At 66.4% G+C, this 17738-nt stretch carries 21 protein-coding genes; 10 read left to right on the top strand and 11 right to left on the bottom strand.

Features of this window, described 5'->3' with window-relative positions:
* The 3 genes from ACI1V7_RS10600 to ACI1V7_RS10610 are packed head-to-tail and all read left to right on the top strand — an operon-like array spanning position 1 to position 2644.
* On the top strand, positions 1-945 hold the full coding sequence (locus tag ACI1V7_RS10600) for an NAD-dependent epimerase/dehydratase family protein (protein ID WP_404531726.1): 945 nt from the start codon (positions 1-3) through the stop codon (positions 943-945).
* On the top strand, positions 945-2234 hold the full coding sequence (locus ACI1V7_RS10605) for an NAD(P)/FAD-dependent oxidoreductase (protein WP_404531727.1): 1290 nt from the start codon (positions 945-947) through the stop codon (positions 2232-2234). Before ACI1V7_RS10600 ends, ACI1V7_RS10605 begins: the two co-directional genes overlap by 1 nt.
* Positions 2231-2644 (top strand): GtrA family protein, encoded by a 414-nt coding sequence (locus ACI1V7_RS10610; protein ID WP_404531728.1) that lies wholly within the window; start codon positions 2231-2233, stop codon positions 2642-2644. The genes ACI1V7_RS10605 and ACI1V7_RS10610 overlap by 4 nt, the downstream gene beginning before the upstream one ends.
* A 48-nt stretch (positions 2645-2692) precedes the next feature.
* Here ACI1V7_RS10610 and nth read toward each other — a convergent pair whose 3' ends face one another.
* Positions 2693-3340, bottom strand: coding sequence for an endonuclease III (nth, locus tag ACI1V7_RS10615; RefSeq protein ID WP_404531729.1), 648 nt, complete (start codon positions 3338-3340; stop codon positions 2693-2695).
* A gap of 16 nt (positions 3341-3356) precedes the next feature.
* Entirely contained in the window at positions 3357-4067 is a 711-nt protein-coding gene (gene rsxB / locus ACI1V7_RS10620; protein ID WP_404531730.1) for an electron transport complex subunit RsxB, read from the bottom strand.
* Positions 4068-4256: 189 nt separating this feature from the next.
* Between rsxB and ACI1V7_RS10625 the strand changes: the two genes are divergently transcribed.
* Entirely contained in the window at positions 4257-4667 is a 411-nt protein-coding gene (locus ACI1V7_RS10625; RefSeq protein WP_404531731.1) for an RcnB family protein, read from the top strand.
* Between the two features lie 218 nt (positions 4668-4885).
* Here the strand turns inward: ACI1V7_RS10625 and ACI1V7_RS10630 are convergent, their stop codons facing one another.
* The 5 genes from ACI1V7_RS10630 to ACI1V7_RS10650 all read right to left on the bottom strand — a co-directional run bounded on the left by ACI1V7_RS10630 (position 4886) and on the right by ACI1V7_RS10650 (position 9976).
* Positions 4886-6121, bottom strand: coding sequence for a polyhydroxyalkanoate depolymerase (locus ACI1V7_RS10630; protein ID WP_404531732.1), 1236 nt, complete (start codon positions 6119-6121; stop codon positions 4886-4888).
* A 252-nt stretch (positions 6122-6373) separates the two neighbouring features.
* Positions 6374-7471: an NAD(P)/FAD-dependent oxidoreductase gene (locus tag ACI1V7_RS10635; protein ID WP_404531733.1), complete on the bottom strand. Its 1098-nt coding sequence runs from the start codon at positions 7469-7471 to the stop codon at positions 6374-6376.
* A gap of 135 nt (positions 7472-7606) precedes the next feature.
* Positions 7607-7930, bottom strand: a complete 324-nt coding sequence (gene fdxA, locus ACI1V7_RS10640) for a ferredoxin FdxA (RefSeq protein ID WP_290412691.1) — start codon at positions 7928-7930, stop codon at positions 7607-7609.
* A gap of 174 nt (positions 7931-8104) precedes the next feature.
* The gene (locus ACI1V7_RS10645; RefSeq protein WP_404531735.1) at positions 8105-8386 is read right to left on the bottom strand and encodes a protealysin inhibitor emfourin; all 282 of its coding nucleotides are present in this window, start codon (positions 8384-8386) and stop codon (positions 8105-8107) included.
* Positions 8387-8410: 24 nt separating this feature from the next.
* On the bottom strand, positions 8411-9976 hold the full coding sequence (locus ACI1V7_RS10650) for a gluzincin family metallopeptidase (protein WP_404531736.1): 1566 nt from the start codon (positions 9974-9976) through the stop codon (positions 8411-8413).
* Positions 9977-10159: 183 nt separating this feature from the next.
* On the opposite strand from ACI1V7_RS10650, the gene ACI1V7_RS10655 reads away from it, so the two are divergent.
* Complete coding sequence (locus ACI1V7_RS10655; protein WP_404531737.1) at positions 10160-10438, top strand: polyhydroxyalkanoic acid system family protein; 279 nt, start codon at positions 10160-10162, stop codon at positions 10436-10438.
* 29 nt (positions 10439-10467) lie between these two features.
* Here ACI1V7_RS10655 and ACI1V7_RS10660 read toward each other — a convergent pair whose 3' ends face one another.
* The 3 genes from ACI1V7_RS10660 to ACI1V7_RS10670 form a co-directional block, all read right to left on the bottom strand.
* Positions 10468-10725 carry an acyl-CoA-binding protein gene (locus ACI1V7_RS10660; RefSeq protein ID WP_404531738.1) on the bottom strand — a complete coding sequence of 86 codons (258 nt, stop codon included), beginning with the start codon at positions 10723-10725 and terminating at the stop codon, positions 10468-10470.
* A gap of 168 nt (positions 10726-10893) precedes the next feature.
* Complete coding sequence (locus tag ACI1V7_RS10665) at positions 10894-11085, bottom strand: hypothetical protein (RefSeq protein WP_404531739.1); 192 nt, start codon at positions 11083-11085, stop codon at positions 10894-10896.
* 2 nt (positions 11086-11087) lie between these two features.
* On the bottom strand, positions 11088-11444 hold the full coding sequence (locus tag ACI1V7_RS10670; protein ID WP_404531740.1) for an FKBP-type peptidyl-prolyl cis-trans isomerase: 357 nt from the start codon (positions 11442-11444) through the stop codon (positions 11088-11090).
* Positions 11445-11628: 184 nt separating this feature from the next.
* Between ACI1V7_RS10670 and ACI1V7_RS10675 the strand changes: the two genes are divergently transcribed.
* From ACI1V7_RS10675 to ACI1V7_RS10690, 4 genes are read left to right on the top strand one after another with little or no spacing between them, the layout of a single operon-like run.
* Entirely contained in the window at positions 11629-12600 is a 972-nt protein-coding gene (locus ACI1V7_RS10675; protein ID WP_404531741.1) for a YVTN family beta-propeller repeat protein, read from the top strand.
* Positions 12600-13397: a polysaccharide deacetylase family protein gene (locus ACI1V7_RS10680; RefSeq protein WP_404531742.1), complete on the top strand. Its 798-nt coding sequence runs from the start codon at positions 12600-12602 to the stop codon at positions 13395-13397. The genes ACI1V7_RS10675 and ACI1V7_RS10680 overlap by 1 nt, the downstream gene beginning before the upstream one ends.
* Positions 13398-13418: 21 nt before the next feature.
* Positions 13419-14456, top strand: a complete 1038-nt coding sequence (locus tag ACI1V7_RS10685) for a sterol desaturase family protein (protein WP_404531743.1) — start codon at positions 13419-13421, stop codon at positions 14454-14456.
* Positions 14453-15292 carry an EI24 domain-containing protein gene (locus ACI1V7_RS10690; protein ID WP_404531744.1) on the top strand — a complete coding sequence of 280 codons (840 nt, stop codon included), beginning with the start codon at positions 14453-14455 and terminating at the stop codon, positions 15290-15292. The genes ACI1V7_RS10685 and ACI1V7_RS10690 overlap by 4 nt, the downstream gene beginning before the upstream one ends.
* Before the next feature lie 9 nt (positions 15293-15301).
* Here ACI1V7_RS10690 and ACI1V7_RS10695 read toward each other — a convergent pair whose 3' ends face one another.
* Entirely contained in the window at positions 15302-16552 is a 1251-nt protein-coding gene (locus tag ACI1V7_RS10695; RefSeq protein WP_404531745.1) for a beta propeller repeat protein, read from the bottom strand.
* A gap of 188 nt (positions 16553-16740) precedes the next feature.
* Here ACI1V7_RS10695 and ACI1V7_RS10700 point away from each other — a divergent pair, with 188 nt between their 5' ends.
* Positions 16741-17559: a competence/damage-inducible protein A gene (locus tag ACI1V7_RS10700; protein ID WP_404531746.1), complete on the top strand. Its 819-nt coding sequence runs from the start codon at positions 16741-16743 to the stop codon at positions 17557-17559.
* Positions 17560-17738 lie beyond the last annotated feature (179 nt).

The raw sequence follows: 17738 nt of genomic DNA on the forward strand, positions 1-17738 counted from the left end.
ATGACTGGATTGGACCGCAAGATCATCCTGCCCGGCGGCGCCGGGCTGGTCGGACAAAATCTCGTCGCCCGCCTGAAGGCGCGCGGCTACCGCAACATCGTGGTGCTGGACAAGCACCGCGCCAACATCGACGTGCTGCGCCGCGTGCAGCCCGACATCGTCGTCGAGTACGCCGACCTGGCGGAGCCGGGCGCGTGGGCGCGCCACATCACGGACGGATGCACCGTCGTCATGCTGCAGGCCCAGATCGGCGGCAACGACTGGACCGACTTCGTGCGCAACAACGTCGACGCCACGCGCCACCAGCTCGACATCATCAAGAACCAGCCCAACACGCGCCTGGTCGCGATCAGCTCCTCGGTGGTGGTGTCGGTGGCCGACGATTTCTACACGCGCAGCAAGCGCGAACAGGAAGCGATGGTGCTGGCGAGCGGCATCGCCTGTCCGGTGCTGCGTCCGACGCTGATGTACGGCTGGTTCGACCGCAAGCACCTGGGCTGGCTGTCGCGCTTCATGAGCAAGGTGCCCGTGTTTCCGATTCCCGGCCATGGCCGCTACATGCGCCAGCCGCTGTACGTGGGCGACTTCTGCAACGTCATCATGAGCTGCATCGAGAACCCCGGCATCACGGGCGTCTACAACATCTCGGGTCACGAGGAGGTCGACTACATCGACATCATCCGCGAGATCAAGCGCGTGACGCGCTCGACGACCCCGATCGTCAAGATACCCTACGGCCTGTTCTACGCGCTGCTGTGGGTATGGGGCAAGTTCGACAGCAACCCGCCGTTCACCACGCAGCAGCTGGCCGCGCTGGTCGCGCGCGACAGTTTCGAGGTGATCGACTGGCCCGGCTTGTTCAAGGTGCAGAGCACCCCGTTCGCCAAGGCCATCGACGAAACCTTCAACGATCCGACATACAGCAACGTCGTCCTGGAGTTCTAATGAAGCAGCGTATTGCCGTCCTTGGGGCCGGGCCGATGGGCCTGGCGGTGGCGTATCAACTGGCGCGCGATGGCCACGAGCCCGTCGTCTACGAAGCGGACGACCGCGTCGGCGGCATGGCCGCGCATTTCGATTTCTCGGGCACCTCGATCGAGCGCTACTACCACTTCCACGCGATCTCCGACCACGCCTTCCTGAAGGTGCTGGACGAGCTGGGACTGTCGTCGAAGATGCACTGGGTGGCCACGAAGATGGGCTACTGGTACCGCGGCGAAGTGCAGGAATGGGGCAACCCAATCGCGCTGCTGAAGTTCCGCGGCCTGGGCCTGGCGGCCAAGTTCCGCTATGGCCTGCACGCCTTCCTGTCGACCAAGCGCGACGACTGGAAGCCGCTCGACCACGTCGAGGCGAGCGGCTGGATCAAGCGCAACGTCGGGCCGGAGGCCTGGGAAGTGCTGTGGCGCCGCCTGTTCGACTACAAGTTCTACGACTACAGCGACAACCTGTCCGCGGCCTGGATCTGGAGCCGCATCCGCCGCATCGGCCGTTCGCGCTACAACCTGTTCAAGGAAAAGCTGGGCTACCTGGACGGCGGCTCGGAGACGCTGCTGGAGGGCATGCGCGCCGACATCCTGCAACACGGCGGCATCCTGCGCCTGAAGACGCCAGCGACCAGGGTCGTCATCGAAGGCGGCAAGGTGAAGGGCGTGGAAGCGGGCGGCGAGTTCGCTCCCTTCGACAAGGTGATCAGCACCATCCCGCTGCCCTATGTCCCGCGCGTGATGCCGGACCTGCCGCCGGCCACGCTGGACGCCTTCCGCGCCAAGAAAAACATCGCCGTCGTCTGCGTGATCGCCAAGCTGAAGAAGCCCGTGACGGACAACTTCTGGCTCAATACCAACGACGAGGAGATGGACATCCCCGGCCTCGTCGAGTACACGAACCTGCGCCCGATGAACGGCGAGCACATCGTCTACGTGCCGTTCTACGTGCCGGGCGAGCATCCGAAGTTCGCGGAGCCGGACCAGGCCTTCCTGGACAAGGTCAAGCGCTATCTCATGAAGATCAATCCGCGATTGGCCGAGTCGGACTTCGTCGACATGCGCGCCAGCCGCTACCGCTACGCCCAGCCGATCTGCGAGCCGGGCTACCTGGACCGCCTGCCGCCCGCGAAGCTGCCGGTGGACGGACTGTGGGTCGCCGATACCTCGTACTACTATCCGGAAGACCGCGGCATCTCGGAGAGCATCGACTTCGGCCGCAAGATGGCGCGCGAGGCGGGGGCGTGATCAAGGCCTTCGCTTCCCGCCAGTTCCTGGCCTTCCTGCTGACGGGAGGCTTTGCGGCGGCCGTCAATTTCGGCTCGCGCATCCTGTACAACCGGGCGATGCCGTTTTCCTGGGCCGTCGTCTGTGCCTACCTCACGGGCATGGTGACGGCCTTCGTGCTGAGCAAGCTGTTCGTGTTCCGCGCCAGCACCCAGGCGGCGCACCGCGCGGCCGGCTGGTTCGTGCTCGTGAACGTGGTAGCCGTCGCCCAGACCTGGGCGATCAGCATGCTGCTGCTGAAATGGGTGCTGCCGGCGCTGGGCGTGACCGCCTACGCGCGCGAGATCGCGCACGGCGTCGGCGTCGTCGTGCCCGTGTTTTCCAGCTACCTGGGGCACAAGCACTTCAGCTTCCGCGAGACGGCGCGGTGACGAACGAAAGGGCGCCGCGGCGCCCTTTGTCTTTCCATCTGTGTCGGCTCAGGCGTCCGCCGGCACCGGCGTCTTGTCCTTGAACTCGCACAGGTCGTTGATCAAACAGTTCCAGCACTTGGGCTTGCGCGCCACGCAGGTATAGCGGCCGTGCAGGATCAGCCAGTGGTGGGCGTCGTGCAGGAAGTCCTTCGGCACGAATTTCAGCAGCTTCTGCTCGACGATGTCGACGTTCTTGCCGGGCGCGATCTTGGTGCGGTTGGACACGCGGAAGATGTGCGTGTCCACGGCCATCGTCGGTTCGCCGAACGCCGTGTTGAGCACCACGTTGGCGGTCTTGCGGCCCACGCCGGGCAGGGCTTCGAGCGCCTCGCGCGAACGGGGCACTTCGCCGCCGTACTGGTTCACGAGGATCTCGCAGGTGGCGATGACGTTCTTGGCCTTGGTGTTGTACAGGCCGATCGTCGAGATATAGGTCTTCAGTTCCTCCAGGCCCAGGTCGAGGATCGCCTGCGGCGTGTTCGCGACGGGGTACAGCTTGCGGGTGGCCTTGTTGACGCCGACGTCGGTCGACTGGGCCGACAGCAGCACGGCGATCAGCAGTTCGAACGGCGTCGTGTATTCGAGTTCGGTGGTCGGATGGGGATTGGCGTCGCGGAAGCGGGTGAAGATCTCGAGGCGTTTGGCGGGGTTCATCGCGGGGTTCAGTGGCTTACTGTTCTTCGTTCTTCGGCGCGGCGGGCGGGGCGGCGGCCGCGGCCTTCTGCTTGGCGCGCTCCATGGCGGCGGCGATGATCGCGCGCTTGCGTTCCTTTTCCGCCAGCTCTTCCGGCGTATTGGTTTCCTCAGCCGTCACGGCGCGCATCTTCTCGACCGCCTTGGCGGCCAGGCGCGCATCGTTTTCTTCCTTTTCGCGCTGCAGGCGCGCGCTGCGGAAGTCGTGGCGCGCGCGCGCGGCATCGGCCTGTTCCTGCGACCAGGCGGCCCAGCCGGTCGGCTCGTTCGCCGGGTCGTCCGTGCGCGGGACCATCGCGATGCAGTCGACGGGGCAGGGCGCCACGCACAGGTCGCAGCCGGTGCACAGGCTCGGCAGGATGGTGTGCATCTGCTTGGCCGCGCCGAGGATGGCATCGACGGGGCAGGCCTGGATGCACAGCGTGCAGCCGATGCACAGCGCCTCGTCGATGAAGGCGACGGGACGCGGGCGCTCGACGCCGTTGGCCGGATTGATCGGGATGACGGGCCGGCCCGTGAGGGCGGCCAGGCGCGCGACGCCCTCGATGCCGCCGGGCGGGCACTGGTTGATCTCGGCCTCGCCGCGCGCGATCGCCTCCGCGTACGGGCGGCACGCGGGGTAGCCGCACTTGGTGCACTGGGTCTGCGGCAGCAGGTCTTCGATCTGGTCGGCGAGCGTCTTGGTCACGGCAATGCAACGGCGAAACTGGATAAACCGTCATTATCCGCTAAAAGCCGGCAGCCGTCGAAAAGGTGCGCTGTCACATCTTGATACGAAAACGGCGGGCGCAAGGGGGGCTTCGGTGAGGCAGCGCACGAAGCAACGGCAGGGCTCGGTGGTCTACTGGAGCCAGCTTATGCAATAAGGAAAAATGCCATGAACAACAAAAAGATCATCGTAGCGACGCTGATGGTCGCGCTGCTGGGCGCGGGCGCATCGAGCTTTGCCCAGGACCGCTATCACGGCGACCGCGACCGCGATCGTCACGAGCAGCGCGACGACCGCCGTGATTACCGTGACGACCGTCGCGATGAGCGCCGCGACCACCGTGACGACCGCTATGCCCGCCATGACGGCCGCCACGACGGCGCCGGCCCGGACCGCAACTTCCACCGCGGCGAACGCCTGCCCGACCGCTACCGCCACAACCAGTACGTCGTGAACGACTGGCGCGGCCACCGCCTGCGCCAGCCGCCGCGCGGCTACCACTGGGTGCAGACGGGCAGCGACTACGTGCTGGCGGCCATCGCCACCGGCGTCATCGCCGACCTGATCATCAATCACTGAGTCATTCACCGCGTCGTGGGCTGCCCGCAGGGCGGCCCCGCCAGGTGTGCACGGTTTCGCTTCCGCGGGGGGAGGCGGCGTGGACGGCTTGCTTCGGATTCGAGGCGGGCCGTTTGCGTTTGAGGGCATGAAAAATTGGGTCCCTGCCTTCGCAGGGACGACGCATCATCTACCGTCGTCCCTGCGAAGGCAGGGACCCAATCTCGTCAGCGGACCGCTTACGGGTGCTTGCGGATGAACTCGCCGATCATCGGGCAGATGATCTCGCGCCAGCGGCGGCCCGAGAAGATGCCGTAGTGGCCGCACTTCGGCGCCGTGAACTGCTGGTGCAGCTCGGGCGGGATCTTGCTGCACAGCTCGTGCGCCGCGTGGGTCTGGCCCAGGCCGGAGATGTCGTCCAGCTCGCCTTCGATGGTGAACAGGGCGACGTTCTCGATATCCTGCGGGCGGACCAGCTGGCCGCCCACTTCCCAGGTGCCCTTGGGCAGGCGCGATTCCTGGAATACCGTCTTGATGGTCTCGAGGTAGTACTCGGCCGGCATGTCGAGCACGGCGTTGTATTCGTCGTAGAACTTGCGGTGCGCCTCGGCCGAGTCGTCGTCGCCGCGCACCAGGTGCTGGTAGAACTCGCGGTGCGACTGGGCATGGCGGCCCGGGTTCATGGCGATGAAGCCGGCGTGCTGCAGGAAGCCCGGATAGACCTTGCGGCCCACGCCCGGGTAATTGCCCGGCACGGCATAGATCACCGTGTTCTCGAACCACGAGAACGGTTTCTCGGTGGCCAGGTCGTTGACGGCCGTCGGCGACTTGCGCGGATCGATCGGGCCGCCCATCATGATCATCGACTTGGGCAGCTTCGGATCCTTGTTGCTGGCCATCAGCGAGATCGCGGCGAGCACCGGCACGGTCGGCTGGCACACGGAAATCACGTGCACGTCCGGGCCCAGGTGGCGGATGAAATCCTGGACGTAATACACGTAGTCGTCGAGGTGGAACGGGCCATCGGACAGCGGCACCATGCGGGCATCGACCCAGTCTGTGATGTAGACGTCCTGGTTGGGCAGCAGGGCGCGCACCGTGTCGCGCAGCAGGGTGGCGTGGTGGCCGGACAGCGGCGCCACGACGAGGACCGTCGGTTGTTCGAGCGCCGCGAAGTCGCTGTCGCTCATGTCCTTCTTGAAATGGAGCAGCTTGCAGAACGGCTTGCTGACGACCGTGTGCTCCATGATGCCGACTTCCTGGCCGTTGATGGTGGTCGAGTTCAGGCCGAAAGCAGGTTTCTCATAGTCCTTGCCGAGGCGGTACATCAGCTCGTAGCCGGCAGCGATACGCTGCGAGAACGGGGTGTGCGCGAACGGCGAAACTGGATTCGAAAACAGTTTGGCAGAGGCATCGGCCCACTGCATCAGTGGGTTCAGGAAGGAGCGTTGCATCTCGTGCAGTTGATAAAGCATAATTTTTTTCCTTCTTGACTCTGTGCGCAATTGCAAACGTCTGCGCAACGTGGTAATGCATTATAGGCTTAATCAGCTTGGCGTGGGGCAACATCAAACTGGTGTCGCAAACTGACAATAGTGCAATGCAACATTTGTATCACACTTCCCGCGGGCCGGTTCGTTAAGTGCACTACATAAGAAAAACGCCCCGTGGAGCGGGGCGTTTTTCGTGGGTGCCGTGTTACGGAACGGCAAGCTCATCTTGGCCGATCAGTCGAACTGCGGCGTCTCGACGCCCAGGATCTTGTGCAGCTTCGGCGAGGTCGTCGTGTACTGCATGTGGATCTTCTTGTCCGGGAAGATGTACGGCGCGGCGCCGAAGGCGGCCAGCGCGGCTTCGTGGAAGCCCGACAGGATCAGCTTCTTCTTGCCCGGGTAGGTGTTGATGTCACCCACGGCGAAGATGCCCGGCACGTTGGTCTCGAACTTCTCGGTGTCCATGACTTTCAGCTGGCGGCGCTCGATGTCCAGGCCCCATTCGGCGATCGGACCCAGCTTGGGCGACAGGCCGAAGAACACCATCAGCATGTCCAGCGGCACGCGGCGGGTCACGCCATCGGCACCGGTCACTTTCACTTCGGACAGCTTGCCGTCCTTCTCGTCGAAGCCCGTCACCTGGCCGGTGATCAGCTGCATCTCGTACTCGTCGCACAGCTGCTTCATCTTGGCGACGGAAGCGGGCGCGGCGCGGAAATCTTCGCGGCGGTGCACCAGCACGACGGACTCGGCCTTGCCGACGAAGTTCAGCGCCCAGTCCAGCGCGGAGTCGCCGCCGCCGCAGATGACCAGGTTCTTGCCGTCGAACAGGCTCGGATCCTTGACGCGGTAGAACAGCTGGCTGTTCTCGAACTTCTCGATGCCGTCGACCTTGATCGTGCGCGCCTGGAAGGAACCGACGCCGGCGGCGATGAAGATGGTCTTGGTGATGAAGCGGGTGCCGGTCGAGGTCTCGACGTTGAAGCGCTGGTCTTCGCGGCGCTGCACGGTGGTCACTTCCTGGCCCAGGTGGAACGTCGGCTCGAACGGCTCGATCTGCTTGAGCAGGTTGTCGGTCAGTTCCTGGCCGGTGCAGACGGGCACGGCGGGAATGTCGTAGATCGGCTTGTCCGGGTACAGTTCCACGCACTGGCCGCCGACGGCGGGCAGCGAATCGATCACGTGGGCTTTGATCTCCAGCAGGCCCAGCTCGAATACCTGGAACAGGCCGACCGGGCCCGCACCGATGATCACGGCATCGGCTTCGATGGCGCCGGCAAAGGAGCTGTTGGGAGCGATGGTGACCGCTTCCGAGGTCGCACTGATTGTCATGCTTACTTCCTGTTGATTTGTATTGGGGGGCGAGGGCGGCCAGTGTGCCACGAATGGCGCATGTTCGCTGGGGCTGGCGGCGCAAAACCCTTTATCAATCAGGGTCTTGCGTGCATGCCTGGACGGTCGGCGGGATCAGCGGGCCAGTTGGTCCAGCTTGCTCTTGACGTCCTTCCACTCTTCCGCGTCGGGCAGGGCGGGCTTCGTTTTGGTGATCGACGGCCAGCTGCGTGCCAGGTCGGCGTTGATCTTGATGAATTGCTGCTGGTCCGACGGCACGTCCTCTTCCGCATAGATGGCGTTCACCGGGCACTCGGCCACGCACACGGCGCAGTCGATGCACTCGTCCGGGTCGATGGCGAGGAAGTTCGGGCCTTCCCGGAAACAATCTACCGGGCATACATCCACGCAATCGGTATAGCGACAACGGATGCACGATTCGGTGACAACGTGGGTCATAACAGTCCTATCAATCAGAGTGGGGGCGGCGGCGGATGCGCGCGAGAAGGCTCGCCGGACGCGGCAAAGCACTGTATTTTAGGGCAATTCGGCTTCTACGACAAATCGGACTTATACACAATACACATAAGCAAATGTGTTCAGTCCGCAACGCATTATCGCCGTGAGTGATGTCTAGGCGGCGCCGCGCAGGTAGTCCAGCAGCGCTTGCCAGGCCGCGCCGGGCGGCAAGTCGTCTTCCGCCACCGTCACCGTGCGGCAGCGGCGGCCGTCGTCCGCCGTGATGTCCCAGCGCCGCAGGTCGGCGCCGACGGGGCAGGCGGGCGCCGGCTCGAAGAAATCCAGGCGCTCGAGCAGCGCCTCGACCGCCTTGCCGTCGGCGTGGCGGCCGGTATCCAGTTCGACGCATCGTGCGATGCCGGCGAAGCCGCCGCTGGTCCTGGCCGTGATTCTCATCTCCGCTCCCTCATCTCCGCTCTTTCATGCCCGGCCGGCCGCCGGCAACGCCTCGTCCGTTCCGGCGACGGCCACGGCCAAACCGGCAACGGCGGCAACGGCGGCCACGGCGACGCCGGCCGGTCCCGTGCGCCCATGCTCCAGGCACCAGCGCGCCAGCGCCTGCGCTTCCCGGTCCAGCAAGCGTTCGACCTGGTAGTACTCGGCCAGGTTCATCGTGCCGCAGCAGGCGCGGCGGTCCTGGCGGGCACCGGGCGCATCGCAGACCAAGGGCGCGAAGCGCTGCGCGGGCACGGACGGCGCGGGGGCATCCGGCATACGGGCATCCGGCGTACGGGCATCCGGCGTACGGGCATCCGGCGTGCCGGCCTGCGGGGCGGCCACATCCAGCACTTCGCGCAGGGCGAAGCGGTCACGGATGAAGTCCAGGTAGGCCTGCGGCTTGCCGTCTTCGGCCGCCAGGCGCAGCATCTCGTTGGCCACGTCGGCATAGGTGGCGGCCACGTCGGGCGCGGCGACCAGGGCGCGCAGCACCAGGCCGCGCAGCCAGCCGGCCGTACGGTGCAGCACGCTGGCGCAATCCTCCAGCTCCGGGTGCCGCTCGAAGGCGAACGCGTCGGCCAGGATGTCGTAGACGGCGCCCGTGAACACCTGCGACAGCGCATGCACTTCCGTGCCGGCCTGCGACAGCGTCAGGTCGTTGTCGGCATTGCGCAAGCCCGTCGTGCTGCCCAGCGCCAGGCCGAACTGCTCGGCGATGTCGGCCAGGAAGGTCTTGTCGTGCAGGTGCGCCTTGGTCTGCGCCACCACGGCCTCGCACTGGTCGAGCTGGGACAGCGCCAGGAAGATCGCGGTCAGGTCGCCGAAGGCTTCGTGCAGGCCGCCCGTCTGGGGCGGGTTGTCGGCCTGCAGCCATTGCGGCTTGAGGCCGTCCAGCACGGCATGGCCCGTCTCGTGGGCGACGATGTCGAAGGAGCGGCAGGTGTACACGCGCGCGCTCTCGCCGCTGGGGACGAAGTCGCCGAACTTCAGGCAGCCCTGGGAACGGCTGTAGAAGGCATTCATCACGTTCGGCAGGCCGTAGGGATGAACCTGCAGCGGCGTCGTGTCGGTGCTGCTGTTCCATTGCCAGGGCAGCGGCATGGCATCCCCGGCCGCGGACAGGGCGCGCTGGTACATGGTCAGCGTCTGGCGCACGACGGCGAAGGTGTGCACGGCGTCGAACTGGGGCGTGTCCGGCATGGTGACGAAGTCGCCGAAGGCGTTCGGCTCGACCGGCGCATTGGCCGTGTCGACGATCTCGATGCGGGCGTCGCGCGGCCCGGCCAGCACGATGCCGGGCAGGAAGGCCTTGCGCGTGCCGATCTCGGACACCGACGGATCCTGTTTCCACATCAGCACGCGCGCGCCGAAGGCGTAGGGCAGGGGCACGTCCCCGGTGCCGCTGTCGGCAGGAGAGGGTGGCTCGGATGCGGCCGCGAGCCGCGGGCGGCCCGGCTGGTCGAGCAGTTGCGCCGCCTTGCGGTGCTGGCGGTAGGGTGCGCTGGGGGTGGGAATGAAGCCGACCGGCGGCAAGGTGGACGATTCCATGGGTTCTCCTCGATGGCGGCCGCGGGAGGCGGCTTCGAGGAATGGTCGCTGCTTGCTTCGGAGAAGCATTGAGCTTGGTCAATTGACCATTCTCTAGGGTCAATACTGGCTTAAGACGGGCTGAGCTGGCATCATGGCGAGCTTTTGCGGCAGATCAGTATTCAAGATAGAAGGAACAGCCAGATGGCGGACATCAGCATCATCCAGCAACACACGCTTTCCCAGCCGGCGGCGCGCGCGGCGGCCCAGAAGGTGGCGGACAAGCTGGCCAGCGACTATGGATTGCAGTGCAAGTGGGAAGGCGACGTGCTGCGCTTCGAACGCAGCGGGGTGGAAGGCGTGCTCGCGCTGGAGCCGAGCCAGGCCGCCTTGCGCATCAAGCTGGGCTTCATGATGAGTGCGTTCGCGCCGGCCATCGAGCAGAAGGTGGCGGAAAGCATGCGCAAGACGTTCGCGGCCTGACGCCGCCCGGCGCGGGCTGGCGCTGACGCTTACGCGTCCTTCAGTTCCTCGATCAGGTCGACGTACTGCTGCATCGCGTCTTCCCGCGACGTGCCCTGCAGGCCCGCCCAGGCGTCGTACTTGGCGCGCCCGACCATGTCGGTGAAGCCCGGGCGCTCGCCCGTCACGTCGCCGTTCGCGCCCTGCTTGTACAGCGCATAGATCTTCAGCAGGGTCATGTTGTCCGGACGCTCCGGCAGGTTCTTCGAATCGATCTGGGCCTGGGCGAACTGTTCTTGCAAACTCATGGTGACTCCTTCATAGATGTGCGATGTTCGGGATGCCTTCGTGGCAACACTTGCGGCATCTTAGCGCATCATGCGTGGATCGGAGTCAACTTTAGAGGAAACGTTCGGTGGTGGCGCACGGCGGGCACGTGGTGCCCACCCGGGGACGAGGCCGAAGCCGTCGTCCCGTTATTTGTCGTCGTCGCCGCCGCGGAACGGATAGGTGGCGACGTTGACGGCGCCCTTGCCGACCGCCACGCCGGCGCCGACGGCAGTCGAGGCGACCGAGACGCCGGTGCCGATCACGGCGCCGCCGACGGCCATGGCCGTGCAGCCGCCGAGGGCGGCAACGAGGCCGAGCAGGGCAAGGGTGCGGATCATGCTCAGACGCCCAGCAGTTCGACGTCGAAAATCAGGGTCGCGTTCGGCGGGATCACGCCGCCGGCGCCGCGGGCGCCATAGCCCAGGCTGGCCGGGATGATCAGGCGGCGCGCGCCACCGACCTTCATGCCCTGCACGCCTTCGTCCCAGCCGCGGATCACGTGGCCGGCGCCCAGCGGGAACTGGAACGGGTCGTTGCGGTCTTTGCTCGAATCGAACTTGGCGCCGGCGCTGCCGTCGTCGTTCTGCAGCCAGCCCGTGTAGTGCACGGTGACGTAGCTGCCGGCCTTGGCTTCGGCGCCGTCGCCGACGACGGTGTCTTCGTACTGCAGGCCGGAATTCGTGGTGGTGGTGGACATGGGATTCCCTTCTTGTTCAAAGTGAAGGGCGATTGTAGTGCATGGCCTGTCAAAGCGCTATTGACGCCTTGTCCACTGTGTTGCGGCGGCGCGCCGAAACGATCTTATTCCTGCTGCTTGCACAGCGAAGGGGCCAAGTTTCCCCGTAGAATAAGGTTTTTCTTCCTTCCGGAACTATCCTGCCATGCTGCGCCGCTTCAGTAAGCTCATCCTCTCCGGTCTCTGCCTCGCTTCCGCCGTCCAGGCCGCCCACGCGAACGTGGTCGTGGTGCTCAATTCGCGCGACGCCACCGTCCAGCTGATCGACCAGGCCACCGGCGCCGACGCCGGCACGCTCCCGGTCGGCAAGGAACCGCACCACCTGATGGCCACGCCGGACAACAAGTCCGTGATCGTCGCCAGCTCGATGGGCAACGAGCTGATCTTCCTGGACTCTGTGACGGGCAAGGTGCAGCGCCGCCTGACCGACGTGCTCGACCCCTACCAGATCGGCTTCTCGCCGGACCAGAAATGGTTCGTGTCGGCCTCGCTGCGCCTGGACCGCGTCGACGTCTACAAGTACGACGGCAACAATCTGCTGCTGAGCAAGCGCCTGCCGCTGGCGCGCATGCCCAGCCACATCGCCTTCGACGCGGCCAGCACGATGGCCTTCGTGACCCAGCAGGGCAGCGACCAGGTCAGCGGCATCGACCTGAAAACCCAGACCGTCAAGTGGACGATCCCGGTCGGCAAGCTCCCGGCCGGCATTTCCATGACGCCGGACGACAAGTACCTGCTGGTCGGCATCATGGGCAGCGACTACGTCGAGGTGATCGACTGGCGCACCCAGAAGACCGTCAAGCGCATCAAGACGGGCAACGGTGCCCACAACTTCCGCGCGCTGGGCGACCGCCGCCACATCTTCGTGTCGAACCGCGTGCAGAACTCGATCAACATCATCGACCAGACCACGCTGCAGAACGTCGGCATGATCCCCGTGCCGGGCGGTCCGGACTGCATGGAACTGTCGGCCGACGGCAAGACCCTGTGGGTGACGCAGCGCTGGATCAAGAAGGTGGCCGTGATCGACGTCGCCAGCCGCAAGGTGATCAAGCAGATCCCGGTCGGCCGCTCGCCGCACGGCGTGTTCTTCGCCAACGCGGCGCCGAGGATGTGATGCGTCCGCGGCCCGCACGGGCCGCGGCGGCGCTGCTGCTGGCGGCCTCGATCCTTCCGGCCCTGCCGTCGGCCCATGCGGCCGATGCCTGCAAGGGCACGATCTACCTGACCTTCGACACGGGCAGCCAGTCGCAGGCCGCGCTGATCGCCGACACGCTCAAGCGCCACCACGCCAGGGCCACCTTCTTCCTCGCCAACGAGAAGACGGTGCGCGGCGACTGGTCGCTCGATGCCTCCTGGGCCGATTACTGGAAGGCGCGCGTGGCCGAGGGCCATGCGTTCGGCACCCATACCTTCGACCACGTCTACTGGCGCGGCGACGGCAAGGACGGCAGCATCCGCGTGCGCCCGCAGTTCGGCGCGCAGGCCGGCAAGACCATGACCTGGAGCGCGGCGCAGTACTGCGACGAGCTGCGCCGCGTCGACGCGCGCTTCGCCGAACTGACGGGACACCACATCGATCCGCTGTTCCGCGCGCCCGGCGGCCATACCTCGCCCAACGTGCTGGCCGCCGCCAGCAGCTGCGGCTACCGCCACGCCGGCTGGGCGCCGGCCGGCTTCTCGGGCGACGAGACGTCCAGCGACGCCTACCCGAACGCCGTGCTGCTCAAGCGCGTTCTGTCCGGCCTCAAGGACGGCGACATCTTCATGGCCCACATGGGCATCTGGTCGCGCAAGGATCCCTGGATGCCGGCCAACCTGGAGCCCCTGCTGACCGGCCTCGAGCAGAAAGGCTTCTGTTTCGCTACACTGCGCGAGCATCCGGCCTACCGCGCGGCGGCGGGCCGTCCCTGATTCTTATTTTTTCGACAGCACATGATCCAGCATTTTCTCGATTGGTTCTCCTTCCTCCAGGGATGGTTGTTCGAATCCGTGGTCGAGCCTTTCCTGTTCTATACCGGCATGGGGGAGTACACCGAGGATGCCTTCGAGGGCGTCGAATGGTTCCTGGCCGGCATCGTCGAGGTGGCCGCCCTGTACCTGGTGCTGCGCCCGCTGGAGGCGGCGCTGCCGGCCCAGCCGATGGCGGACCGGCGCGCGCGCTGGAACGACTTCGTCTACACGCTCATCCACCGCCTCGGCTTCTTCACGATGGCGGTATTCTTCACGCTGGGTCCCGTCATGGACCACGTGGCGGGCATGCTGCGCATGGAGGGCGTGCGGCCGTTCAACCTGGAGTCGCTGGTGGCCGACATGCCGCCGCTGGCCAGCTTCCTGCTGTATCTGGTGGTGCTCGATTTCTTCGACTACTGGTTCCACCGCGGCCAGCACAAGTTCCGCTGGTGGTGGGCGCTGCACAGCCTGCACCACAGCCAGCAGGACATGAACCTGTGGAGCGATGACCGGAACCACTTGCTGGACGATTTGCTGCGCGACGTCGTGCTGGCCTGCATCGCGCTGGCGATCGGCGTGGCGCCGAGCCAGTACGTGCTGCTCGTCTCGGTCTCGCGCGTGTTGCAAAGCCTGCAGCACGCGAACGTGCGCATCCACTTCGGCCGCCTGGGCGAGCGCCTGCTGGTGTCGCCGCGCTTCCACCGCACCCACCACGCGGTCGGCATCGGCCACGAATCGAAGGGGCGCGACATCGGCGGCTGCAATTTCGGCGTGCTGCTGCCGGTCTGGGACATCCTGTTCCGCACGGCGAATTTCGACGAACGCTTCCACCGCACCGGCGTGCGCGACCAGTTCGAGCGCGTGAATGCCGACGGCAGCGTGCGCGCCGGCCGCGACTACGGCCGCGGCTTCTGGCGCCAGCAGTGGCTGGGCCTCGCGCGCATGGTCGAGTTTTCGCGCCGCCCGGCCGCCAAGGCGCGCGAGGGCGTGCCCGATGGCGCATCGGGTGCCGCCCAATGATGCGCCCCATCGCGGTGGCCTACGGGCGCGCGCTGCGCTCGCAGTTCTCCCGGCGCATGCTGCTGCTGTCCGTGGTGCCCCTGCTGCTGTCGCTGGCCCTGTGGGGCGGCCTGCTGTATGCCAGCATGCAGCCGCTGCTGGACTGGCTGCACGGCGTCTTCCTCGACTACGGCTGGTTCCAGACCAGCGGCAGCATTCTCAGGACGCTGGGCCTCGGCTTCCTGAACAACGTCGTCGTGCCGCTGGTGGCGATGCTGGCGCTGCTGCCGCTGATGATCATCACCTCGCTGCTGTTCATCGGCGTGGGGGCGATGCCGGCGATCGCGCGCCACGTCAGCCGCGTCCAGTTCCCCCAGCTGGAGCGCAAGGAGGGCGGCAGCTTCCTGGGCAGCCTGGGCGTGAACGTGTCCGGGATCGTCGTGTTCGCGCTGCTGTGGATCGTCACGGTGCCGCTGTACGCGCTGGCGCCGCTGGCGCTGGTGGTGCAGGCCGCGCTGTGGGGCTGGCTGACGGCGCGCGTGATGAGCTACGACGCGCTGTCGATCCACGCCAGCCTGGAGGAACGCCGCGCCGTCGTGCGCGCGCACCGGCGCCAGTTGCTGGCGATCGGCACCGTCTCGGGCCTGCTGGGCGCCTTGCCGGGCATCGTCTGGATCGGCGGCGCGCTGCTGTCGGTGGTGCTGTTCCCCGTGCTGGCGGTGCTGTCGATCTGGCTGTACCTGGTGATCTTCATCTTCACCGGCCTGTGGTTCCAGTATTTCTGCCTGCAGGCGCTGGCGGACCTGCGCGCCGCCGGCAAGGCCGCGGACGCGCCGTCCGCGGACCTGCCTTCCTGAGCGATCGTCTCAGGGCGTGCCGAGGGTCAGCAGCAGCACGCTGCCCTTGGCATGTTCCTCTTCGTTGACCGTCACGACGATGCGGCCCTGCGGGTCGAGCCCGAGCGAGGTCACCATGGCCGCCGACGTGCGTCCGGCCGCGTTCGCGTAGCCCGGCAGCAGCGCCGAGATGTCGGTCCACTTGGCGCCGCCGTCCGCCGACCAGGCCAGGTAGGGCTTGCCGGTCGCCTTGTCGAAGCCGCCGGCCACGATGGTGTCCGGCTTGTCCGGCATGGCCAGCAGCCGGCCGATGTACGGATAGCTGGTGCCGCCCGAGAGCGGCTGCTCGATGACGAACTTGAACGACTGGCCGCCGTCGTCGCTGCGCAGCAGGCCGCCCTCGACGCCGATGAACACGCGCTGGCTGGTGCCGATGCGGCTGATGAACTGGACGTTGCGGTTTTCCAGGTCCGGCAGGGTCACCGGCAGCGCCTGTTCCGAGGCCAGTCCCAGCCCGTCGCCGCGCAGCCGGTAGGCGCGCACGTAGGCCATGTCGAGCGGGCATTCGCCGCCGACCAGCACGCGGTCGCCGACCACCTCGAAGGACTGGTGGTAGCACATCATCGTATCGAGCTGGCCCAGCACCGCGGTCCACTTGTTGCCGCCGTCGTTCGAGGCGAGCAGGTTCGGTGCGCCGCCCGCATTGCTGTACAGGACGTTGCCGTTCTGCTTGAGGTCCGTCATCGACAGCGTCGAGCAGAATTCGCCGTAGCAGGCCTTCAGGCCCGCGTCGCGCGCGACGAAGGCGCTGGCGCCGGCGCCGGCGCCGGCGCTGGTATCGAGCGCGCACAGCGCGTGCTCGTCGGCCGCCGCCGTGCCGCCGTCGTACCAGGGCTGGAACAGCCACAGCGTCGCGCCCAGCACGCGCAGCGTCGGCGCGCGCAGCGGCGTGTCGGCGGCCGCGGCGACGCCGCAGGCGCCCAGCGGCATCGCGCTCCAGGTCGCGCCGGCCTTCAGCGGTAGCGCCGTCCTGAGCACCGAACTGCCCGCGCTCGACGAATTCGACAGGCCCAGGTAGGCCTGCCCATCCTTGTACGCGATGCTTTCGATGCCGCTGGCCGACGTGGCCAGCACGTCGACCTTGGTGACCTGCGGAACTTGCGCGACCGGCGGCCGGGCAGGAGTGGCCTGCGGCGGCGCGACCGGATCGTCCGAGCCGCCGCAGGCGGCCAGCACGATGGCGGCCGCGGCCAGCGCGCTCCAGCTTGTTGCTTTCATCATTGTTCTCTCCTTTTTTTTTGGATGGTCCCGTGCGGGTGCCCGATTCTAGGAGCGGGCAGGCGTCGCGGTCTTCGGGGGCTTTGTCGCGAACTTGTCGAGAATCTGTAGCAAAGGATGGGGACGGGCAGGGGAGCGGCGGCGGGGGCCGCTTCGTGTCACACTGTGCACTGCACACGAAAGGAATAGCGATGGAACACACGGCATTCGGCCTCGTCATCGTCGGCGACGAGATCCTGTCCGGCAAGCGCGCCGACAAGCACCTGCCCAAGGTGATCGAACTGTTGAACGAACGGGGCCTGCACCTGTCCTGGGCCGAGATCGTCGGCGACGATCCGGCGCGCATCACGGCGCTGCTGTCGCGCACGATGGCGAGCGGCGACATCGTGTTTTCCTGCGGCGGCATCGGCGCCACGCCGGACGACCACACGCGCCAGTGCGCGGCCGCCGCGCTCGGGGTGCCACTGGAACTGCATCCGCAGGGGCGCCTGCTGATCCAGGAACGCATCCGCGAAACGGCGCGCGAAGCCGGCATCGAAGCGGACCTGGATGCGCCCGACAACCTGCAACGGCTCAAGATGGCCGAGTTCCCGCGCGGCGCCAGCCTGATCCCGAACCCGTACAACAAGATCCCCGGCTTCACCGTCGGACACCACCATTTCGTGCCGGGCTTTCCCGTGATGGCCGCGCCCATGATCGCCTGGGTGCTGGACACGCTGTATGCCGACCGCTTCCACCGCGAGGCCCATGTCGAGCAGGCGGTGCTCGTGTACGAACAGGCGGAGTCGGTGCTGACCCCCTTGATGGAACGGATCGAGGCATCCCACCCCGGCGTGCGCGTCTTCAGCCTGCCCAGCGTGGGCGATGCGACGACGCGGCGCCATATCGAGCTGGGCGTGAAGGGCGACCCCGCCCGCGTCGCGCCGGCCTATGCCGACTTGCGCGCCGGACTCGATGCGCTGGGGGCCGAGGTCGTACCGTTGCGGAGCGGGGACGGCCCGACAAACTGAGCCGTTGTTTTTTTGCGAAAATAGACGGGCAAGCTCAAAAAAATTCACATGTGGACCCGCGATGACACATTGATGTGGTGGAATGATGTCTCCAAGCAGGACAATGAGAAGAACGATCCGGAGTGAGGTCGCTTCCACATTGTGAACTTTTGCAGACCTGATCACTCGAACCGGTAGCG

This window comes from Massilia paldalensis (assembly GCF_044901715.1).
Classification (GTDB): Bacteria; Pseudomonadota; Gammaproteobacteria; order Burkholderiales; family Burkholderiaceae_D; genus Telluria; species Telluria paldalensis.

Coding starts and splice junctions, on each gene's coding strand:
- ACI1V7_RS10600 (WP_404531726.1), top strand. CDS start 1: ATGACTGGATTGGACCGCAAGATCATCCTGCCCGGCGGCGCCGGGCTG.
- ACI1V7_RS10605 (WP_404531727.1), top strand. CDS start 945: ATGAAGCAGCGTATTGCCGTCCTTGGGGCCGGGCCGATGGGCCTGGCG.
- nth (WP_404531729.1), bottom strand. CDS start 3,340: ATGAACCCCGCCAAACGCCTCGAGATCTTCACCCGCTTCCGCGACGCC.
- ACI1V7_RS10625 (WP_404531731.1), top strand. CDS start 4,257: ATGAACAACAAAAAGATCATCGTAGCGACGCTGATGGTCGCGCTGCTG.
- ACI1V7_RS10630 (WP_404531732.1), bottom strand. CDS start 6,121: ATGCTTTATCAACTGCACGAGATGCAACGCTCCTTCCTGAACCCACTG.
- ACI1V7_RS10635 (WP_404531733.1), bottom strand. CDS start 7,471: ATGACAATCAGTGCGACCTCGGAAGCGGTCACCATCGCTCCCAACAGC.
- fdxA (WP_290412691.1), bottom strand. CDS start 7,930: ATGACCCACGTTGTCACCGAATCGTGCATCCGTTGTCGCTATACCGAT.
- ACI1V7_RS10645 (WP_404531735.1), bottom strand. CDS start 8,386: ATGAGAATCACGGCCAGGACCAGCGGCGGCTTCGCCGGCATCGCACGA.
- ACI1V7_RS10650 (WP_404531736.1), bottom strand. CDS start 9,976: ATGGAATCGTCCACCTTGCCGCCGGTCGGCTTCATTCCCACCCCCAGC.
- ACI1V7_RS10655 (WP_404531737.1), top strand. CDS start 10,160: ATGGCGGACATCAGCATCATCCAGCAACACACGCTTTCCCAGCCGGCG.
- ACI1V7_RS10660 (WP_404531738.1), bottom strand. CDS start 10,725: ATGAGTTTGCAAGAACAGTTCGCCCAGGCCCAGATCGATTCGAAGAAC.
- ACI1V7_RS10665 (WP_404531739.1), bottom strand. CDS start 11,085: ATGATCCGCACCCTTGCCCTGCTCGGCCTCGTTGCCGCCCTCGGCGGC.
- ACI1V7_RS10670 (WP_404531740.1), bottom strand. CDS start 11,444: ATGTCCACCACCACCACGAATTCCGGCCTGCAGTACGAAGACACCGTC.
- ACI1V7_RS10675 (WP_404531741.1), top strand. CDS start 11,629: ATGCTGCGCCGCTTCAGTAAGCTCATCCTCTCCGGTCTCTGCCTCGCT.
- ACI1V7_RS10680 (WP_404531742.1), top strand. CDS start 12,600: ATGCGTCCGCGGCCCGCACGGGCCGCGGCGGCGCTGCTGCTGGCGGCC.
- ACI1V7_RS10685 (WP_404531743.1), top strand. CDS start 13,419: ATGATCCAGCATTTTCTCGATTGGTTCTCCTTCCTCCAGGGATGGTTG.
- ACI1V7_RS10690 (WP_404531744.1), top strand. CDS start 14,453: ATGATGCGCCCCATCGCGGTGGCCTACGGGCGCGCGCTGCGCTCGCAG.
- ACI1V7_RS10695 (WP_404531745.1), bottom strand. CDS start 16,552: ATGATGAAAGCAACAAGCTGGAGCGCGCTGGCCGCGGCCGCCATCGTG.
- ACI1V7_RS10700 (WP_404531746.1), top strand. CDS start 16,741: ATGGAACACACGGCATTCGGCCTCGTCATCGTCGGCGACGAGATCCTG.